This is a genomic window from Roseibium algae (assembly GCF_037783265.1).
Classification (GTDB): Bacteria; Pseudomonadota; Alphaproteobacteria; order Rhizobiales; family Stappiaceae; genus Roseibium; species Roseibium algae.
Map to the genome: position 1 here is coordinate 66,357 of NZ_JBAKIA010000004.1, position 16,995 is coordinate 83,351.

Annotated in this window: 16 protein-coding genes; 5 read left to right on the forward strand and 11 right to left on the reverse strand. The window is 56.2% G+C overall.

Going from position 1 to position 16,995, the window contains the following annotated elements; translation table 11 throughout:
- Nucleotides 1–349: 349 nt before the first annotated feature.
- Complete coding sequence (locus tag V6575_RS06680; protein WP_340273425.1) at nucleotides 350–1,258, forward strand: GntR family transcriptional regulator; 909 nt, start codon at nucleotides 350–352, stop codon at nucleotides 1,256–1,258.
- 9 nt (nucleotides 1,259–1,267) lie between these two features.
- On the opposite strand, the gene V6575_RS06685 is transcribed toward V6575_RS06680, so the two are convergent.
- The 9 genes from V6575_RS06685 to V6575_RS06725 are packed head-to-tail and all read right to left on the reverse strand — an operon-like array spanning nucleotide 1,268 to nucleotide 11,047.
- Nucleotides 1,268–2,095 carry an alpha/beta hydrolase family protein gene (locus tag V6575_RS06685; RefSeq protein WP_340273426.1) on the reverse strand — a complete coding sequence of 276 codons (828 nt, stop codon included), beginning with the start codon at nucleotides 2,093–2,095 and terminating at the stop codon, nucleotides 1,268–1,270.
- Nucleotides 2,095–2,994, reverse strand: coding sequence for an N-formylglutamate amidohydrolase (locus V6575_RS06690; RefSeq protein ID WP_340273427.1), 900 nt, complete (start codon nucleotides 2,992–2,994; stop codon nucleotides 2,095–2,097). The genes V6575_RS06685 and V6575_RS06690 overlap by 1 nt, the downstream gene beginning before the upstream one ends.
- Nucleotides 2,991–3,683 (reverse strand): RraA family protein, encoded by a 693-nt coding sequence (locus tag V6575_RS06695; RefSeq protein ID WP_340273428.1) that lies wholly within the window; start codon nucleotides 3,681–3,683, stop codon nucleotides 2,991–2,993. Before V6575_RS06695 ends, V6575_RS06690 begins: the two co-directional genes overlap by 4 nt.
- Nucleotides 3,680–4,492 (reverse strand): creatininase family protein, encoded by an 813-nt coding sequence (locus V6575_RS06700; protein WP_340273429.1) that lies wholly within the window; start codon nucleotides 4,490–4,492, stop codon nucleotides 3,680–3,682. The genes V6575_RS06695 and V6575_RS06700 overlap by 4 nt, the downstream gene beginning before the upstream one ends.
- A complete protein-coding gene (locus tag V6575_RS06705; protein ID WP_340273430.1) occupies nucleotides 4,489–6,048 on the reverse strand; it encodes a serine hydrolase domain-containing protein in 1,560 nt (519 codons plus the stop codon). Before V6575_RS06705 ends, V6575_RS06700 begins: the two co-directional genes overlap by 4 nt.
- Nucleotides 6,045–7,709 carry a dipeptide ABC transporter ATP-binding protein gene (locus V6575_RS06710; protein WP_340273431.1) on the reverse strand — a complete coding sequence of 555 codons (1,665 nt, stop codon included), beginning with the start codon at nucleotides 7,707–7,709 and terminating at the stop codon, nucleotides 6,045–6,047. Before V6575_RS06710 ends, V6575_RS06705 begins: the two co-directional genes overlap by 4 nt.
- Nucleotides 7,709–8,524 (reverse strand): ABC transporter permease, encoded by an 816-nt coding sequence (locus tag V6575_RS06715; protein ID WP_340273432.1) that lies wholly within the window; start codon nucleotides 8,522–8,524, stop codon nucleotides 7,709–7,711. Before V6575_RS06715 ends, V6575_RS06710 begins: the two co-directional genes overlap by 1 nt.
- Entirely contained in the window at nucleotides 8,521–9,465 is a 945-nt protein-coding gene (locus tag V6575_RS06720) for an ABC transporter permease (RefSeq protein ID WP_340273433.1), read from the reverse strand. The genes V6575_RS06715 and V6575_RS06720 overlap by 4 nt, the downstream gene beginning before the upstream one ends.
- Nucleotides 9,466–9,496: 31 nt before the next feature.
- Entirely contained in the window at nucleotides 9,497–11,047 is a 1,551-nt protein-coding gene (locus V6575_RS06725; RefSeq protein WP_340273434.1) for an ABC transporter substrate-binding protein, read from the reverse strand.
- Between the two features lie 205 nt (nucleotides 11,048–11,252).
- Here V6575_RS06725 and V6575_RS06730 point away from each other — a divergent pair, with 205 nt between their 5' ends.
- Together V6575_RS06730 and V6575_RS06735 are read left to right on the forward strand one after the other, a co-directional pair.
- On the forward strand, nucleotides 11,253–12,065 hold the full coding sequence (locus tag V6575_RS06730; protein WP_340273435.1) for a carbon-nitrogen hydrolase family protein: 813 nt from the start codon (nucleotides 11,253–11,255) through the stop codon (nucleotides 12,063–12,065).
- 23 nt (nucleotides 12,066–12,088) lie between these two features.
- On the forward strand, nucleotides 12,089–12,790 hold the full coding sequence (locus V6575_RS06735) for an HpcH/HpaI aldolase family protein (protein ID WP_340273436.1): 702 nt from the start codon (nucleotides 12,089–12,091) through the stop codon (nucleotides 12,788–12,790).
- A 54-nt stretch (nucleotides 12,791–12,844) separates the two neighbouring features.
- On the opposite strand, the gene V6575_RS06740 is transcribed toward V6575_RS06735, so the two are convergent.
- Nucleotides 12,845–13,747, reverse strand: a complete 903-nt coding sequence (locus V6575_RS06740; protein ID WP_340273437.1) for a homocysteine S-methyltransferase family protein — start codon at nucleotides 13,745–13,747, stop codon at nucleotides 12,845–12,847.
- Between the two features lie 59 nt (nucleotides 13,748–13,806).
- Nucleotides 13,807–14,991, reverse strand: coding sequence for a M20 metallopeptidase family protein (locus V6575_RS06745; protein WP_340273438.1), 1,185 nt, complete (start codon nucleotides 14,989–14,991; stop codon nucleotides 13,807–13,809).
- Nucleotides 14,992–15,207: 216 nt separating this feature from the next.
- Here V6575_RS06745 and V6575_RS06750 point away from each other — a divergent pair, with 216 nt between their 5' ends.
- Nucleotides 15,208–16,164 (forward strand): NAD(P)-dependent oxidoreductase, encoded by a 957-nt coding sequence (locus V6575_RS06750; protein WP_340273439.1) that lies wholly within the window; start codon nucleotides 15,208–15,210, stop codon nucleotides 16,162–16,164.
- 30 nt (nucleotides 16,165–16,194) lie between these two features.
- Complete coding sequence (locus V6575_RS06755; protein WP_340273440.1) at nucleotides 16,195–16,956, forward strand: class II aldolase/adducin family protein; 762 nt, start codon at nucleotides 16,195–16,197, stop codon at nucleotides 16,954–16,956.
- Nucleotides 16,957–16,995: the final 39 nt, after the last annotated feature.

Consider the following 16,995-nt stretch of genomic DNA (forward strand, 5'->3'; position numbering starts at 1 on the left):
CGGACTTCAACACGAGGTTTTTGCGGGGCTCCAGCTTTTATGATCTTCAGCTCGGCTTCATCCATTGGACCGGTGAACCAATAGCCTCAAAGATCGTGAACAACATCATTGGAAACCACACCTGAGCCCATAGCATGGGGCGTTTGGGGCTTGGCTGGCTTCAGTATGCTGAGCGCGGAGCATTTATGGTATCGAGGCTTTTCCAGCAGGAGCAATAGTGTGTGAATGTCTTGCCTGTAACCTCGAAAGGTTCTCAACCGCAATGAGGGGCGCTATACTCAGACGTGCATCGGAACCCGTCCAGTGATGATGCTGGCCGCGTGGCCGGACTGAGAATAAGGCACAAGAAGTGACGACAGCAGAAACGCCAGATCACGGCCTCAGCAATTTGCAGGCAGAGCTTGCCAGAAAGGTTCTCTCTTTGGCCCAAAACGGTCATTGGGGAAAAGATGAGCATGTCTCTGAAATCCGTTTAGCGAACACGCTTGGAACATCGCGAACACCAGTGCGGCGAGTGCTGTCAGCGCTTGAGGAACGCGGTCTGTTTATCAAGGTTCCCAATGTGGGCTTTAGGTATTGCGGGCTGCCTCAAGACGAGCTTGATATCATTAGGCACATGCCCCGGTCGGAGCCTGAAAGGATTTTTGATGCCATCATGATGGCCCGCGCCAAGGGCGAAATTCGATCGGATGTTTCCGAGACCGAGCTGGCAGAGTATTTCAGCACCAGCCGTGGCATGATCCGCCGGGTCTTGATGCGCTTTTCCAATGAAGGGCTGGCGGAACGGCGCAGTGGCCATGGTTGGCGATTTGCTGAAACCCTGGACAATCGCGAAGCTATCAATGCCAGCTATGGCTTCCGCATTATTATTGAATGCGGTGCTTTGAGAGATCCCGGCTTTGAAGTTGATCTGGATCAGCTGAAAGAGTTGCGCGGGCAGCAGACGCGGTTACGCGATATGCCTGTGGCTCAAATCTCGGACACTGAATGGTTTGAAGCCAATGCAAATTTCCACGCCACCGTTGTCTCCTGGGCGCACAATCGATTTCTCAGCGAGGCGATGGAACGTCAGAACAGCTTGCGCCGGATGACCGAGGTTGCCGAGTTCACAGAACTCAGCGCTGACCGCATCCGCAAGGCGGCTGGTGACCACCTGACAATCCTTAAGGCAATCGAGGCAGGTGATCGCGAAACAGCAGCTAAAATCCTGGAACGGCATCTCAGCCGATCCCCTTATAATTCCGGCCAGCTGGATTAGGTTGAGGTCCTAGTTCAGCAACTCATAGCCGAGCACGCGGGCGAAGAACTCCTTCACCGGTGGCTGTATTCCAGCACGGGCATGAGCAACGCCCGGGACGATGGCTTTTTCTGCGTTGATGCCGAGTGCGACCAGAGCGCGCTCAAATGCCTCTATCCGTTGCATCCGGTTTTCTCCTGCGTCATTGGCATCCTCTCGCCAGAAGCTTGAGCCGGGTGCAACCATGGTGCCCCGGGGTGAAATGTCCTCGCTGCCTATGACCAGTTGAACAGGCACTTCGCGCATCGTCTCAAGGCGCAAGGGTGCTCCCAGCGCCTGTTCCATATCGCCCGTGCCCACCCACCAACTTCGCGGATCACCGGGCAACGTAACCGTTCCCGGGGCCCCGATTGAAATCGCCTGAAGCCTTTCTGGATGACGCAAATAAAACCGCAAGGCGAACTGTCCGCCGCCTGAGAAGCCGTGCATCATGAAACGGCTGCTTTCCAGTCGAAATATTCCGGAGACTTCCTCAACCATGCCCAAAAGCACGTCGTCATAGGCGACACCGCCATAGCGCATGTGCTTGTAATTGTTGAAATCGTCTGTGCCTTCAATACCGCAGGGAAAAAGCGGTGCCAGCAATGCGCACTGTGTAGCCTCGGCAAAGTCGATGAATTCGTCGCGCAGGCCTGAGGCATTCCGAAGGCTTGGATGGATCAGCACCAGCAAAGGGTAGCTGCGGTCGCCCTCCGGATCGTAGCTCTTCGGCATGTAGGTGCAATAATGAAAGCGCGGATCACACTTGGCGGCGAACATCGCGCTTGCTTCCAGTCGATAGAAGTTCAATTTTGTCATCAGATCAACTGCTCTTTCACATAGGCCGCAACGCGTGCGACCAGATTGTCTATTGCCGCCTTGAAGGCTGAATAATTGGGACTGCGCTCCCGTGTCTCTTCGTTCATGTAAAGACGCCGGTTGATCTCGAACTGAACAGAGTGTCGGTTGATGGCAGGATTGGAATAGGCCTCTGTCAGCTCGGCCCCCCGGAAGGGTTTGTTCATAGCAACGGAGAAACCGTCGGCTTCCAGAACCTCGCGTAAAAGCGTTGTGAACTCAGCGGAAGCTGACGTGCTATTCATATCGCCAATGCAGATATCTGCGCGGCTAGTGCCCGGCCCATCAGAAGACATCGCATGACCGCCATTCGTCATGGAATGACAGTCCATGTGCCACACACATCGATATTGCGCGAAAGCCCCATCCAAAAGCTGACGCAGCGCACTGTGATAAGGTACCCAATAGCGCCGGATGCGTTCTTCTGCCTCGGCAACAGGCATTGGAGCTGAGTACATGGGTGTCTCTCCCCAGGCATTTCGCCAAATAATGCCCATGCCACGTTTCGCGGTGGAGCTGTCTCGCACGTAATGCGGCCAGTCACCCGCCAGCATTTGCCGGTCCATGTCCGACAGCGAGCGGTTTGGATCAAGGAAGCTACGTGGAAAGTGGGCCTGAAGCAGCGGCGCACCATGGTTCGGAGCTGCTGAGAAAAGATCATCCACATGAGTATCCGACGACATAAGTACTGTGGCAGCATCAACAGCAGGACGGAATTCAGACGGAATGTCAGTGCCGCTATGAGGGCTGTCGAATACAAGCGGGATCTGCGGTGACGATGGCGTGGTGACAGACAGCACGCCGGTGATATCTTCAGGCAGCGGCACCAAAGGTGAGAATAAGGAAGCAGCTCCGGTCATTTCGTTTCCATCTTTCCAGTTCCAATCAAGGCCTCGAACCGGGCATTAACGCCAGTGATATCTCCCAGCTTTTCGCCTTGCGTGAGCCTATCCATCGTCCGCGCAACGCGGCCCTCGCGGGCGAAACCGGCGGCGGCCTCATCTGCGGCCTCATCCGCCGGCAGGACGACAACACCGGAGGCATCGGCAACGACGATATCACCGGGAAGCACCGGGACGCCGCCATACGCCACAGGACGGTTGAATGTTCCGCCCAACTCAAGCCTTCGGGTGGTCAAGGAGGCGCTGCCTGTGCACCAGACGGGCAAGCCCTCGCCCAGGATCTCTTGCTCATCGGTGACAGGACCATCAATCACAACTCCCACGGCACCTGCGATACGCGCAGCACGGGCGACAGCACCGCCAACGCAGGCGAAGCGGTCATCCCCCAGCCGGTCGACAACCAGCATGTCGCCGGGCCGGATTTGGCTAACTGCGTAATGCATCAAGGTTGAGCACATGGCGGGCAGGGCCAATGTCACAGCCAAACCCGCCCGGGTGGGCTGTGCAGGATCCAGAGCCTGCACGTTCCGGGTCATGAAACCAGTCAACCGCACATGGCCAAGTGTCGCGGTCTCGATTTTCTCCAAAGCCGTCAGCAGGTCAGGTGCGACTTGGGCTGGAAGCGGGGACAGCCGATATTTGTTCATAGGGTCTCTCCAGATTGGATCGCCGGGGGCGGGCAGGGCACTGCTGTTTGCAGATGTGCGACAAGCCCTGAAATTCGAATGACCAGGTCTTCTGTGATTGCTGCGCCTTTGGCAGCCGAGGCCAACTCGGCAGAGCCGCCAAGCTGCCCTAAGGGATCAACCTCCGCAGCTGTGACCGGCATGTTCACGCGAAGGCCGTCGAAATCAGCTCCGGACACGCCTCGTATCGGCAGCCCCAGCAAAGTCTTTCGGTTATCGGCCACGCGTGTGTGCGGCTGAGCTTCTCCCGGGCACAAATGCATGGTGACCGAAGTCAGAGGCTCGCCGCCATGGCCGCGCACATCCACTCCGCCAAACAGATGGTCGAGCAGTTTGGCAGGCACCGAGGCCCAAAGATCAATCGAAGGTACAGCCACCCCGGTTTGCCTGCGCAATTGGCGTGTGACCTGAGAAATCAAAGGCGCGTTCGTGGTGTGCCCATTGAGAACAAGAAGCCGTACCCGCCCATGGTCCAGAAAGCTGGTCAGCATGTCTGTCAGCACAGCGGTAAATGTTTCTGGCCGGAGCTGAATGCCGCCGGGATAATCCCGAAAGAAGTCAGCATGGCCAAAGGGCAATCCTGGTGCGACCAACGCACCGCTGCGCTCGGCAGTCAGGTCAGCAATCCGCTCAACCAGACGGAAATCCCCCATTGGGCAATGCGGTCCCTGGCTTTCCTGAGAACCAAGCGGCAACAGGATCACCACAGGTTCCTCAATCCGCCGATTGAATTCCAACTGCGTCATCTCAGCCAAGCGAAACCTTGTCACGGTAGCGTTTCTCCCGAGGCAAGGGCCTTCTCAGATTGAAGTGTGGCGCGGATCTCAGGCAAGATGCGAATTGACGAGTTTACATTGACTTCGCGCTGAAGACGCAGGCAGCCATCTTTGAAATAGCAGCGGGCAGTGTCTCGAAAGGCCGTCTCTACCAAGACCCAATCGAAGACCAGACAGGCCCAACCATCCTTTGTTGCTGGCTGCCAGGCTGCCCAGGCAGCTACGCGAGCTCCTTCACCGAACTCGTAAGCATGATGCAATCGGGGCTCTGCAATGGTTGTCGTTCCCTCAAGGCGCTGTCCTATACCGGCCAAAATGCTATGACATCCTCGTTCATCGACAATTTCGATCCGCACGCCTTGCGCTTCATGGGCCAGGGACACGGACGTGATGCCCTGATCATTGTTTTCGGCGTGATACAGACCTTGCCAGCTTGCAGGAGCCACCGTCCCGTCGGCACGCGGTGGGGGGGCAACCTCCAATGCGTCAAGGCGAGCTGGAAGTTCTGCGCCGCGCCATTGGCCAAGGGCAGGATAAAGGTCCTTGTGGATCATGTTGAGCAAGCGGCGATCTTCGTCATCAATTCCGGCGGTAAAAGCGATCACGGCATTCTTTTGTTCGAAGACAATGCAGCTTTGACCAAAGAGACCACTTGCGGAGAAGCTTTCATTCGGGCCGCGCCACCACTGAAATCCGTAGCCCTCGCGTCGTTCGGCGCTTACGCCGCCGAAGCTTTCCTCTGGTCCAAGGTAGGCCTCGCCGGTGAGGAAACCGAGTGATACATCGCGGACCTGCATGCCTTTCGCCGCACGGACCCATTCCGAAGACAGCAGCTGTTTTCCGCACCACTGGCCATCCTGCAAATGCAGAAGGCCAAGGTTCAACAGATCGCTGGAGCGGCACCACAGCCCGTTGCCACCACTGTTCACCCCCTCCGGGCTGAGATCCCAGCGGATTTCTTGCGTAAGGCCCATGGGATTGAAGATGCGCTCACGGAGGTAGTCATGCACCGTTCGCCCAACAACCCGTTGGACAATAGCCGCAAGCATATAACTGCAAGCGCTGTCGTAGACGAAGACGTCTCCCGGTGTATGGACGATGGGCTGGCTTAGGAAATCTTCAGCCCAGCTGGATGACAATTTACGCCAGGCTCCTCCAGAGATTCCGCGACCGTGCCCGCTGGTCATGGTCAGCACGTGACGCAAGCGCATGGTTTCAATTCCCTGAGCTGCCGTGGCGAGAAACTCAGGGAAATAATCGATCACACGATCGTCTAATGACAGAAGCCCATCATCAAAGGCCAATCCCACGGCCATAGATGTGAAACTCTTCGTCACCGAATGCATCATGTGCAGACGGTCGGGGCCATAGGGCTGCCAATAGGCTTCAAGGATTAACGTGCCATGTTGCCAGATCAGCAGGCTGTGTAACTCCAGCTTCTCGCGGGCAATCTCGTCCAGCAGGTCCAGAAGCACTGCTGGATCAGTTCCATGAGCTTCGCCATCACCAGATCCGGGACGCTGACGTCGGAAACCGTCGGGCGCGTTCATCGGGTAACCTCTGCAACATTCGGTGCATCAAACCGCCAGCTCAATTCCACTCCGGTTTGCGTTCTACGCAATGTGGGGATGGCTGACAGCAACGCCCTGGTGTAATCGGATTTCGGCACATCAAAGACAGTGTCCCGTAAACCCTGTTCGACAATTTCTCCGTCCCGCATGACGACGACACGGTCTGCAAGCTGTTCTACAACTCCAAGGTCATGGCTGATGAAAAGACATGAAAATCCATGCTTTTTTTGCAAATCGGCAAGCAGTTCCAGAACCTGGGCCTGAACTGTAACATCGAGTGCTGACACGGCCTCGTCTGCAATGACAAAATCAGGCTCCGAAATAATTGAACGGGCAATGGCCACCCGCTGACGCTGGCCGCCTGACATCTCGTGCGGCAGGCGGTCCAGATGCATCTCTTCCAGCCCGACTTCCAGAATAGCCTGGCGGATCCGGTCTTCACGGACCGAAACTTCCTGGGCCTTCTCGTGATAAAGTGCTTCGCTAAGAATGCGGCGGATGGTGAAACGTGGATCAAGGGAACTGAAAGGATCCTGAAAGATCATTTGGCAGTTCAGGCGGTAATCCATCCACTCCGAATTGCGTTTGGAAACGGGCTGCCCACGAAACAGTATCTCTCCCTCACTGGTCGGGATGAGATGTGCAATGGCACGTCCAAGCGTTGTCTTCCCTGAGCCGGATGCCCCAACCAAGGCAACAACTTCGCCTCGACGGACAGACAGGCTGACCCTGTTTAACGCACGTTTGCGGCTCGTCCGGGCAAGCAGACCTGAGCGAGACACGTAATCCACCGACAAGTCGCGCACTTCAACGATAGGTGTCTCTGCACCCTCAAAGCTGCGCACCGGCCCACGCTTGGGCATGGCTGCCAAAAGCTTGCGTGTGTAGGCATTCTGAGGGCAGGCAAGAATAGTCTGTGCTGGCCCGGCTTCCACAATTTCACCTTGGCACATGACCATGATGCGTTCGCAATAGCGGGCAACCATAGGCAGGTCGTGGCTGATCAGAAGCAAGGCCGTGCCGTTTTCCCGAGACAGTTCCACCATCAGTTCCAGAACTTCGCGTTGAACCAAAGCATCAAGCGCCGTCGTCGGTTCGTCGGCAATCAGCAGCGCGGGTTTCAATAGCATTGCAGATGCCAGCATGATCCGCTGTCGCATCCCGCCTGAAAACTCATGCGGATAGTCTTTCAGCCGATCTTCAGGAGATGGAATTCCAACCCGTTCCATAATCTCTAGAATCTCGCCCCGACGCTCTGTTGCCGATAATTTGGTGTGAACCTGAAGGGGTTCTTCAAGCTGCTGGCCAATCGTCATCGAAGGATTGAGCGAGGTCATGGGCTCCTGGAAGACCATCCCGATTTCTGCTCCGCGCAAATGGCGCAGATCTTTCGCGGACATCGCCGACAGGTCTTTTCCGCGAAACGTGATGCTGCCGCCGCGCGGCACGATAGCGCTTGGCTGCAAACCGATAATGGAACGCCCCAGCATCGTCTTACCTGAGCCGGATTCCCCGACCAGGCCGACGAATTCGCCTGGCTGGATCTCAAAGCTGGCCTTCCGCACGATCCGTGCTTCGGGAAGGTGAGCAATTCCCAGCTCCAGCGTATCGACGCGGAGCAATTCAGATGTTTCGGACATCAAAGGCCTCGCATACGTGGGTCAAAACGGTCGCGGACATAGTCGCCGAAGAGATTGATCCCCAAGAGGGTCAGCGCAATGCAGAGGCCTGGGAAAATACCAAGCCACGGGGCCTGCGCCATATAGGGACGTGCTCCAGCCAACATGTTGCCCCAGGTCGGGGCGGGGGGCGGAACACCAAGACCAAGAAAGCTCAGCGCGCTTTCCGTCAACAGGACCGATCCGAACATGGAGGTCGCAATGACAATCACGGGGGCCAGGCAATTGGGCACAACATGGGCCCAAAGCGTATAATGGACAGGGTGCCCCATAAGGCGAGAGGCCTCAATGAACTGCTGTTCGCGCAGGGACATGACTGCCCCGCGCACAACACGTGTGACCGTGGGCATATAGGCCAGACCCAAAGCCAGAACGACGCCATACATGTTGGCCCCCAGGATCGACAGCAGCGCCAGTGCCAGAAGGATTGACGGGAATGCCAGCAGTGTGTCTGTGAACAGCATCACAAGGCGGTCCACCCAGCCCCGCGCATAGCCCGAAACAGAGCCCAGCAGAGTGCCAAAGATCACAGCGAAAGAGACTGTCAGCAGGGAGATTGAAACACTTGTTCTTGCGGCCGTTAGCAACCGGGAAATGACATCCCTGCCGTATTCGTCCGTGCCCAGAAGATGGCCGGAACCAGGCGCTTCCAGCTTGGCTCGAAGGTTGATGGCCAGCGGATCGAAGGGGGTGTAAACCCAGCCGAAAAAGGCGGCCAGAAGGAAGAATGCGACCAGAAGGCCACCGAGGTACTTGTTGGTCTTGCCAATGCTCATGCGGATTTAACTCTCGGGTCAAAGATCGGATAGCAAAGGTCGACGATCAGGTTGACGACGACATAGGTGATGGCAACGAACAGCAGGCATCCCTGAAGCACGGGGTAGTCTCGTCCAAAAATCGATTCAACGATCAGTCTCCCCAATCCCGGAATGGTGAAGACCGTTTCGACAACGGCAACACCGCCCAGAAGGTTACCGAGAATCAAGCCCAACAGCGTCCATGTCGGCCCGAATGCATTTCGGGCAACATGGCGGCGTAACACCTGACCTTCGCTCAAGCCTTTGGCGCGGGCATGTGTGACGTAATCAAGTCGCAGCACATCCAGCGTGGAGGCTCGCGCCATGCGCACAAGGATCCCGGTTTCATGCAAAACCAGTGTTGCAACTGGCATGAGCAGATAGACCGCACCGTCCCAGAAGTTCTCACCAAGCGAGACATAGCCAAGGACTGGCAACCAGCCGAGCTGCAAGCCAAAGAACAGCAGCATCATCAGGCCCATCCAGAAGGTTGGGATGGACATCAAGATTGTGCCACCGACGACGACACCCAAATCGAAGGCGGAGTTCTGACGCCAGGCAGCCAGCATGCCGAGTGGCACTGCGAATACGGTCGCAATGGTCACTGCAACTAGCACAAGCTGGGCGGAGATTGCGAAGCGATGCAGCACCAGCGGCAGGACTTCCTGGTCGCTCGTAATGGAGCGGCCAAGGTCCCCAGAAAGGAGGGATTTTAGCCACAGCACGAATTGAACCGGGATCGGCCGGTCCAAACCGAGCTGATGGCTCATGGCTGCATAGACCTGAGGGTCGACGTTATCGCCAAGCATCAGGGCCACAGGATCCCCAGGGATCAGCCGGATCAGTGTGAACACTGCGACCGATACAAGGAACAGAGTTGGTACCGCGGACAAGAGCCGCGACAGGACGAACTTGATCATTTGATGCCCCGGGTTTCCATATGTGGACCGCTTACTTCTTGAGGCTCACGCCCCAGAGACGGGCGAAGCCGTTCCAGGTTGTGTAGTTCTGCACATAGGCGGCAGATACAGACACATCCAGATTGTTGGCCAGCATCACGAAAGGCATCTGCGCCAGATACAATTTGTGCAGTTGATCGAACAAGGCCTGACGTGCGTCGCCATCAGGTGTTTGCAGCACTTCTTTTACCAGTTCGATAGCCTTTGGGTCATCCCAGATCGCACTGCCTCGGTCTTCCTTTGACGCGACAACTGCGCTGTAGGCAAGGACAGGGTCAGCACGGTTGGAGTAATTGAAGGCTGACATCTGGAAGCCGCCGTTTCTGAACCGGTCGAGCTGGGTCGCCCATTCCAGAACCTCAATACGCGTGTTGATGCCCGCCATTTGCAACATCGCTTGCGCGATCACTGCCACATTTTCGTTGATTGGATTGCGCCGGTTGGTCTGGATTACCAGCTCCTGCCCTTCGTATCCGGCAGCTTTTAGAAGTGCTGGAACCTTATCAGGGGCATAGCTGACGCGCTCGTCCTGCACTTTGCTATGATAGATGGAACCGAGCGGTACCAGCGATGCATTTGGCACGCCCAAACCATGGGTAGCCACATCGACCAGTTCGGGAATGTCCAGGGCCTTGACGATGGCCAGACGCATTTCAGGTGAGGAAAGAACAGGGTCTGCGGTCTGCAGGAGTAGTGTGATCATGCCGCCGTGGGGAGCAGATTGCACCTTGAATGCCGGATCTGAAGATAATTCTGAGGCCTTGGACGTCGAAAGAAACGGGACAATGTCCAGATCACCGCTGCGCAGTGCTGCAACAGCCGTGGCTCTGTCGGGCGTCACCACCAAATTGATGTCATCGACGAGAACCTCTTTGCGTCCGGCATACCCGTCGATCTCACCTTCCAACGGCACATAATCTGCGAACTTGGTAAGATGCAGCGACTGACCGCGCTTCCACTCGCCGAAGACAAAGGGGCCGGTTCCGACGGGGTGGTCCCACTTTCCGTCTGCATCGAAGCTGTCCGGATGCATGATCGCCATCCCGCCGCATTGGGATTGCGCAGTGTATTTCAGGAACATGGCATTCGGCTTGTCGAGTGTGATGACCACCGTGCGGTCATCAGGTGCCTCGACGGATGTCACCGCTGCGCCGCGACCTCCATTAAAGTAGCTGGCACAATTGAATTTGGGTGCTGCCAGAAGAGCCTCCCAGCTCTGCTTGACCAAATCCGCTGTGACCGGCGCACCATTATGAAATGTGCGACCTTCGCGAAGGGTAAATGTATAGACCTTGCCATCTTCCGCAACGGTCCATTCCTGAGCCAGCATCGGGACGATGTTGCCGCGCTGGCCAAAGGCCACCAAGCCTTCACTGACATTGAGCGCCATCGAATCTGACAATGCGTCCCGGTTCACGCCGGGTCGTGAACTTCGGATGTCTGCAGACAGCTGGACATTCAGTGTATCGGCCACTGCCGTACTGGCACACAACCCGCCTAAGGCGACCAGTATGGCCAAATTTGGTTTCATCTCAAGCATCATTCGAAAACTCCCGGTTGGATTGCCTCGACTTGTATTTTGAATATCTATAATACAATATGGAAAACATCCGGACGTCAAATGGAAAATTTCCTTTCAAAAATGCCAGCTCGGGCATGGCGACCAAATCAGGCTCAGAAGGGACGGATCTACAAGACAGTTTCCGGCCCATCCGCTTCGCGGCCCAACCAACTGAGGTTTTATTTACATGAAAATAGCGATGCTTCAGCTGAATACACGGGACGACAAGTCTCGCAACATTTCAGACATCGAAACGCTGTTCCGAAAAAAGATCACCAAGGGCGAGACAGAGCTGGTCGTGACACCAGAATATGCAACTTTTCTCGGCGGTTCACGGGACGAACAATGGGCCGCAGCCGAGGCATTCCCTAAGGGAGAGGGATACCGTGCGATGCAGGCATTGGCGAGAGAATACAAAACGGCCATACACGTCGGTTCGATGATCGAGGTCGAAGGCAACAACCATTACAACACCGCCGTCACCTTTGGTCCGGATGGAACCGAGCTTGCCCGATACCGCAAGATCCACTTGTTCGACGTGCGCACGCCATCAGGTCATGTTTTCCGCGAATCCGACGTGATTGATCGCGGGTCGAGAGTGATTAATTACCAGCTCGGCGAACATCGCATTGGCTGTGCAATCTGTTACGACCTGCGGTTTTCCGAGCTTTTCCTCGCCCATATGAAAGCCGGTTGCGACGTCATTGTTATTCCGGCTGCTTTTAATATGGAAACCGGCAAGGATCATTGGGAAGTGATGGTGCGCACCCGTGCCATCGAGACCCAATGCTATGTAATTGCACCAGGTCAGATTGGTCAGCATCCAGAACCTGCTGGTGAGCGCGCCTGCTATGGCAATTCCATGGTGGTCGATCCATGGGGCACGGTGATCACGCGTTCACCCGCCCAACCAGGGGTCACTTTTACAGAGCTCGATTTTGACTATCTCGCCAAGGTGCGCGCCACCCTTCCTTCCAACCAGCACCATGTGATGGACTGATGTTAGATTCCTATGCTTTTTGGATGAGCACTCCGAACCTCGATTTGTTGGAGATGGCGGCAAATGCCGGTTTCCGACGCGTCGTGCTCGATATTGAACACAACGGTTATTCTCCGGACAGACGTGAAGCTCTTGTGGTCGCAGCACGAGCGCTGGACGTGTCAGTCTGCGCCAAGATTGAAGCGCCGGAACCTGTCTGGGTCCAGCGCGCCGTCGACCTTGGCGTGGATGCGATCATCCTCCCCCATGTGGGCAGCCTTGAGCAGGCAGAGCACGCACTGGCGAGTTGTAAGTTTCCACCCCTCGGCACCCGGAGTTACGCCGCAGGGCGTTCTGCGTCTTTCCAGGCGCCGACAGCTGACTACTTTGCCAGGCAGAACCGCGATATTCTGTGCCTGCCGATGATCGAAACAGCCGAGGCGTTCGCAGATGTCGATGCGCTGCTTGCCAGCCCGCTGGTGGATGGCATCTTTGTTGGCCCCTTCGATCTGGCGTTGACCCGTGGACGACCAACTTATGCCTTTAATGACGCTGACCGGGCCGACATCGCACATTTGGGCAAGGCAGCCCAAGCCGCCGGAAAACCCTGGTGGATCCCGGCATGGCGGCCTGAGGAACAGCGCTTCGCCAAAGACAAAGGCGCCGCGGTTCGCGTGATCGCCGCCGAGCACCAATTGCTTCAGATCGGACTAACCTCGGTGATCGCAGCGCTTCCTGACGCATAAGAGACCAGTATTTTGGAATTGAACCCCGCCCATCGCAGAAGATTGGGCGGGTTTTTACCCCTTGTAGCGTGTGTGCAGGGCTGCGATGTGGTCAGAGGTGATCCCGCAGCAGCCGCCAACCATTGAGGCCCCGGCCTGGAGCCAACGGTCTGCCCAGAGCCCGTAGGCGTCGGGCTTCAGGTCATCGCGCACTTCGGAAATAACCTCGTTTGCCGCACCATCTTCATCCTGAGATCCGAACGCATTCGCATAGACGCCAATCGGCAGGTTGCACCCTTTAGTATGCATGACCTGCCGCGCGGATTCAATCGCCTGCTGCATGACTTCAGGCATGGAACAGTTGAACAGGATCGCCTCCGCCTCTAGCTTGATTGCAAGGGCGACAGCATCCCGCACTGTCTCATTGGAGCGCAATAAAGGCTCTGCCATCTCCCCAGGGGCAGCATCATCCCGCAAGGTATAAGATATCCAGAGCGGGTGGTCCGATCCGGCCACCGCAGCTGCCGTTACTTGAGCTTCCTCAAGGCTGCTCATGGTTTCCGCAAGCCATATATGCACATGAGGCTCTAGTGCACGGACCAGGACGGAGAGGATTTTCTCAGCTTCTTCGGGGTCAAAATTGTCTGGTTGATAAGACCCGCAGGCCGGGGGGAGCGAACCGGCAATTCTCGCGCCCGGCTTGGTTTTTGCCGCGTCTTGTGCGAGCCGGCCTGACAGGTCCGCAAGGTCATGGCCACATGCCTCGAACCTTTCCTGTCCAAGATGGAAAGGCACAATCGCATAAGTGTTCGTTGTCACCACATCCGAACCAGCCTTGAGAAAGGCCTCATGGGCAGCTCTGACAGCATCAGGTTTGTCGATCAACGCTAGTGCCGACCATTCCGGCTGTTTTAGGACCGCGCCGCAACGTTCAAGTTCCCGGCTCATGCCACCGTCAAGAAGAGTGATATTCGTCATTGGGTATTCCATTGCTGATGAGCAGTTGCAACGTGGCTCAAGAACAGGATGCCATTTGATCAGGACAGAAGTGCCAGTGCCAGACCAGTGAGCGCGCGTGCGCTTTGGCCGATGGATATCTCGTCCGGTTGATAGTCTGAATTGTGCAGGCGATCGTCCCGTCCCGGCTGTCCTGATCCGACATGCAATTGTATTGATGGCAGTCTTTCGGAAAACAGCGAGAAATCCTCTGCTCCAAAATTAATGTCTTTTTCAATGCTCGGCTCTTTGCCAAACTGCTGGGTTAACGCCTGGAGCGCCGTGTCGACAATTCGGTCGTCATTTTGGAGGGCGGGAACGCCGCGGGCGTAGTCGACTTCTGCCTCAAGGCCCATCGAAGCCGCGCCCTGCTCACACATTCGGCGCATGGTATCTTCTGCCATGTCCCGCGCAGCCGCTGATCGGCAACGCACAGTGCCTTCGAAGGCGCAGCTGTCAGGAATGATGTTCTGGGTGTGGCCGCCCTGGATGTGTCCTATGGTTAGAACAATAGGATCAGTAGGGTCCATGGAGCGAGATACGATTGTCTGAAGCTGCATGATCAGGGAGGCCGCGCCAACGATAGGATCATTGGCAAGATGAGGCGATGCAGCATGGCCCGATAGGCCATGGAGGGTGACCTTGAATTCGTCACTGGACGCTGTGCTTGCTCCGCGGACCAGCTGAAGCTGACCAGCAGGCAACTGTGGCATATTGTGGAACGCAATGGCCATGTCGGCACCATCCGCGGCACCGTCTTCAATCATCGCCCTGGCGCCGCTTTCCTGCGTTTCTTCTGCTGGCTGGAAGACAAGCCTGACACGGCCGCGCATACGAGGGGCAAGTTTAACGAGGGCTGCGGCGGCTCCCAGAAGCGAGGCCGTATGCACATCGTGGCCGCAGGCATGCATCTTGCCGGGAACGCTTGACGAAAATGGCAGGCCAGTTTGCTCATGAATGGGCAGCGCATCCATGTCTGCACGCAGGATAAGGCATGGGCCGGGGGCGTCGCCATCGATTTCGGCAACTACACCTGTGCGGCCAACGCCTGTCTGGGGATCTAGTCCGAGGGCGCGCAGCTCATCGACGACAATACCGGCGGTTCGGATGGTCTCGAAACCGATCTCCGGATGGGTATGAATGTCACGGCGTATTGCGATCAGTCGCGGCTCGTTCGCGCTCACCAAATCGTCGATTACTGGTCCGATATCGTTCGCGCCATGCATATCTAAATCACACCCTGTTTTCAGCTGTTCAATCCTTGCGCTGCTGTGATTATTCCAACGTTTAGAAGCATGGAAGGAGGCGCCTTGGTCTCCATATATCCAATATTTTCGAAAGGGAATACTGCAGCTCTGAGGAGAATAATTGGCATTTATTATACGTTTGTGCAACAAGTGAATTGACATTTGAATAACGCTAAACGCCTTTGGAGACGGTTTATGAACACCACGCCCCCGATCATCGGTGTCTATCTGAGCCCCACACTCGACCTCGATGCGATTTACGGCGAAACGCTGCGGGAAAATGCAAAGGACGTGATCCTGTTGCATCCGGACGAGGTGAAAGCTCCAGAAGAAGTGCGTTTTGCGATTTGTTGGCTCCCCGATCCGCAGGCCTTTGCCCCCTATCCAAACCTGGGGCTAGCGATGTCGATTGGGGCCGGGGTCAATGACCTGCTGGCGCACCCGTATCTCAAGGAAGATGTTGCCATCGCGCGGATACGTGATCCGCATCAGGCTGATCTCATGGCCGGATTTGTGGCGCACGAGATCCTGAACCGCGAACGCGGCTTTGACGACATGATGAATAATGCCCGCACCAGACAATGGCTGCCGCTGGCAATGCGTGCGCCTGCAATGGTGCAGGTTGCTGTGCTTGGCCACGGTACGATGGGCAGGGCGGTTGTTCGGGGGCTCTCCGCGCTTGGCTTCCAGGTGCGGGTTGCATGTCGCAGTGAACCCAACGAACCTTTGTCAGGCGTCAGCTATCATACAGGATCAGGTTCCATCTTGAGCGCTGCTGATGGCGCAGACTACCTCGTCAATGTGTTGCCTCTGACGGTCGAGACAGAGAATATCCTGAATGTTGGTCTCTTTACGCAGCTCAACAAAGGGGCCTGGCTTATCCAGATCGGTCGAGGCGAACATCTGGTTGAAGCAGATCTCACGACAGCCATCAACGAGGGAATTCTTTCCGGCGCGACCCTTGATGTCTTCAGACAAGAACCTCTCCCCGCAGAACATCCTTTCTGGTCTGAGCCCAAACTCAGGATTACACCGCATATCGCCAGCGATTCATTGCCGGAGACCGTCTCCGCTCAGGTGATAGAAACCGCGCGTGCCTTGCGCAGCGGTCAGCCTCTCGATCTCGCCATCAATCGCAAGCGCGGTTACTAGGGTTTAACTGACTACAAGAGGAGCCTTTTCATGAGTGCTCAATCAGGAAAAACAAACATCTCCGATGCCGAATGGCAAACTCGTGTCGAACTGGCTGCTTGTTATCGACTTGCGGCCCATTTCCGGTTTACCGACCTGATTTATACGCACATCACCGCCCGCGTGCCGGGCGAAGATGGACGGTTCCTGATCAACCCTTATGGGTTCCGCTGGGAGGAAATCACCGCCTCTTCGCTGGTCAAGATCGATGTTGACGGAAACAAGGTCAGCGATGGTCCCCATGGTGTGAATCCAGCAGGTTTCACAATTCACTCGGCTATCCATCAGGCAAGTCATGACGCGGCCTGGATCATGCATACGCATTCTCGTGCTGGTGTTGCCGTGTCGACGCTGGAGAAGGGGCTTTTACCACTGAACCAGATCGCCTTGCAGTTTTATAACAAGGTTTCCTATCACGACTACGAAGGCATCGCCCTTGATCTGGGAGAAAGAGAACGGCTCGTCAAAAGCCTTGGCAATAATCCCGCACTGGTTCTACGTAATCACGGATTGCTGACGACCGGCAGCACGGCAGGGCACATGTTCAACAACATGTTCTATCTTGAAAGGGCCTGTGAAATTCAAGTGGCTACCCTGTCTATGGGACTGCCTCTTCAGCCCGTGCCTGACGCCGTCGCGCGTAAGGTTGCCCAGCAGTATGAGAACAGCATGGGCGAGGAAGATGACGTGGCTCTGGAATGGGCTGCGCACCTGCGTTTACTCGACGAGGTGCATCCAAGTTACAAGGATTAAGGCACGGTAGACGAGCTGGATAATACCGGCCCGTTTCGC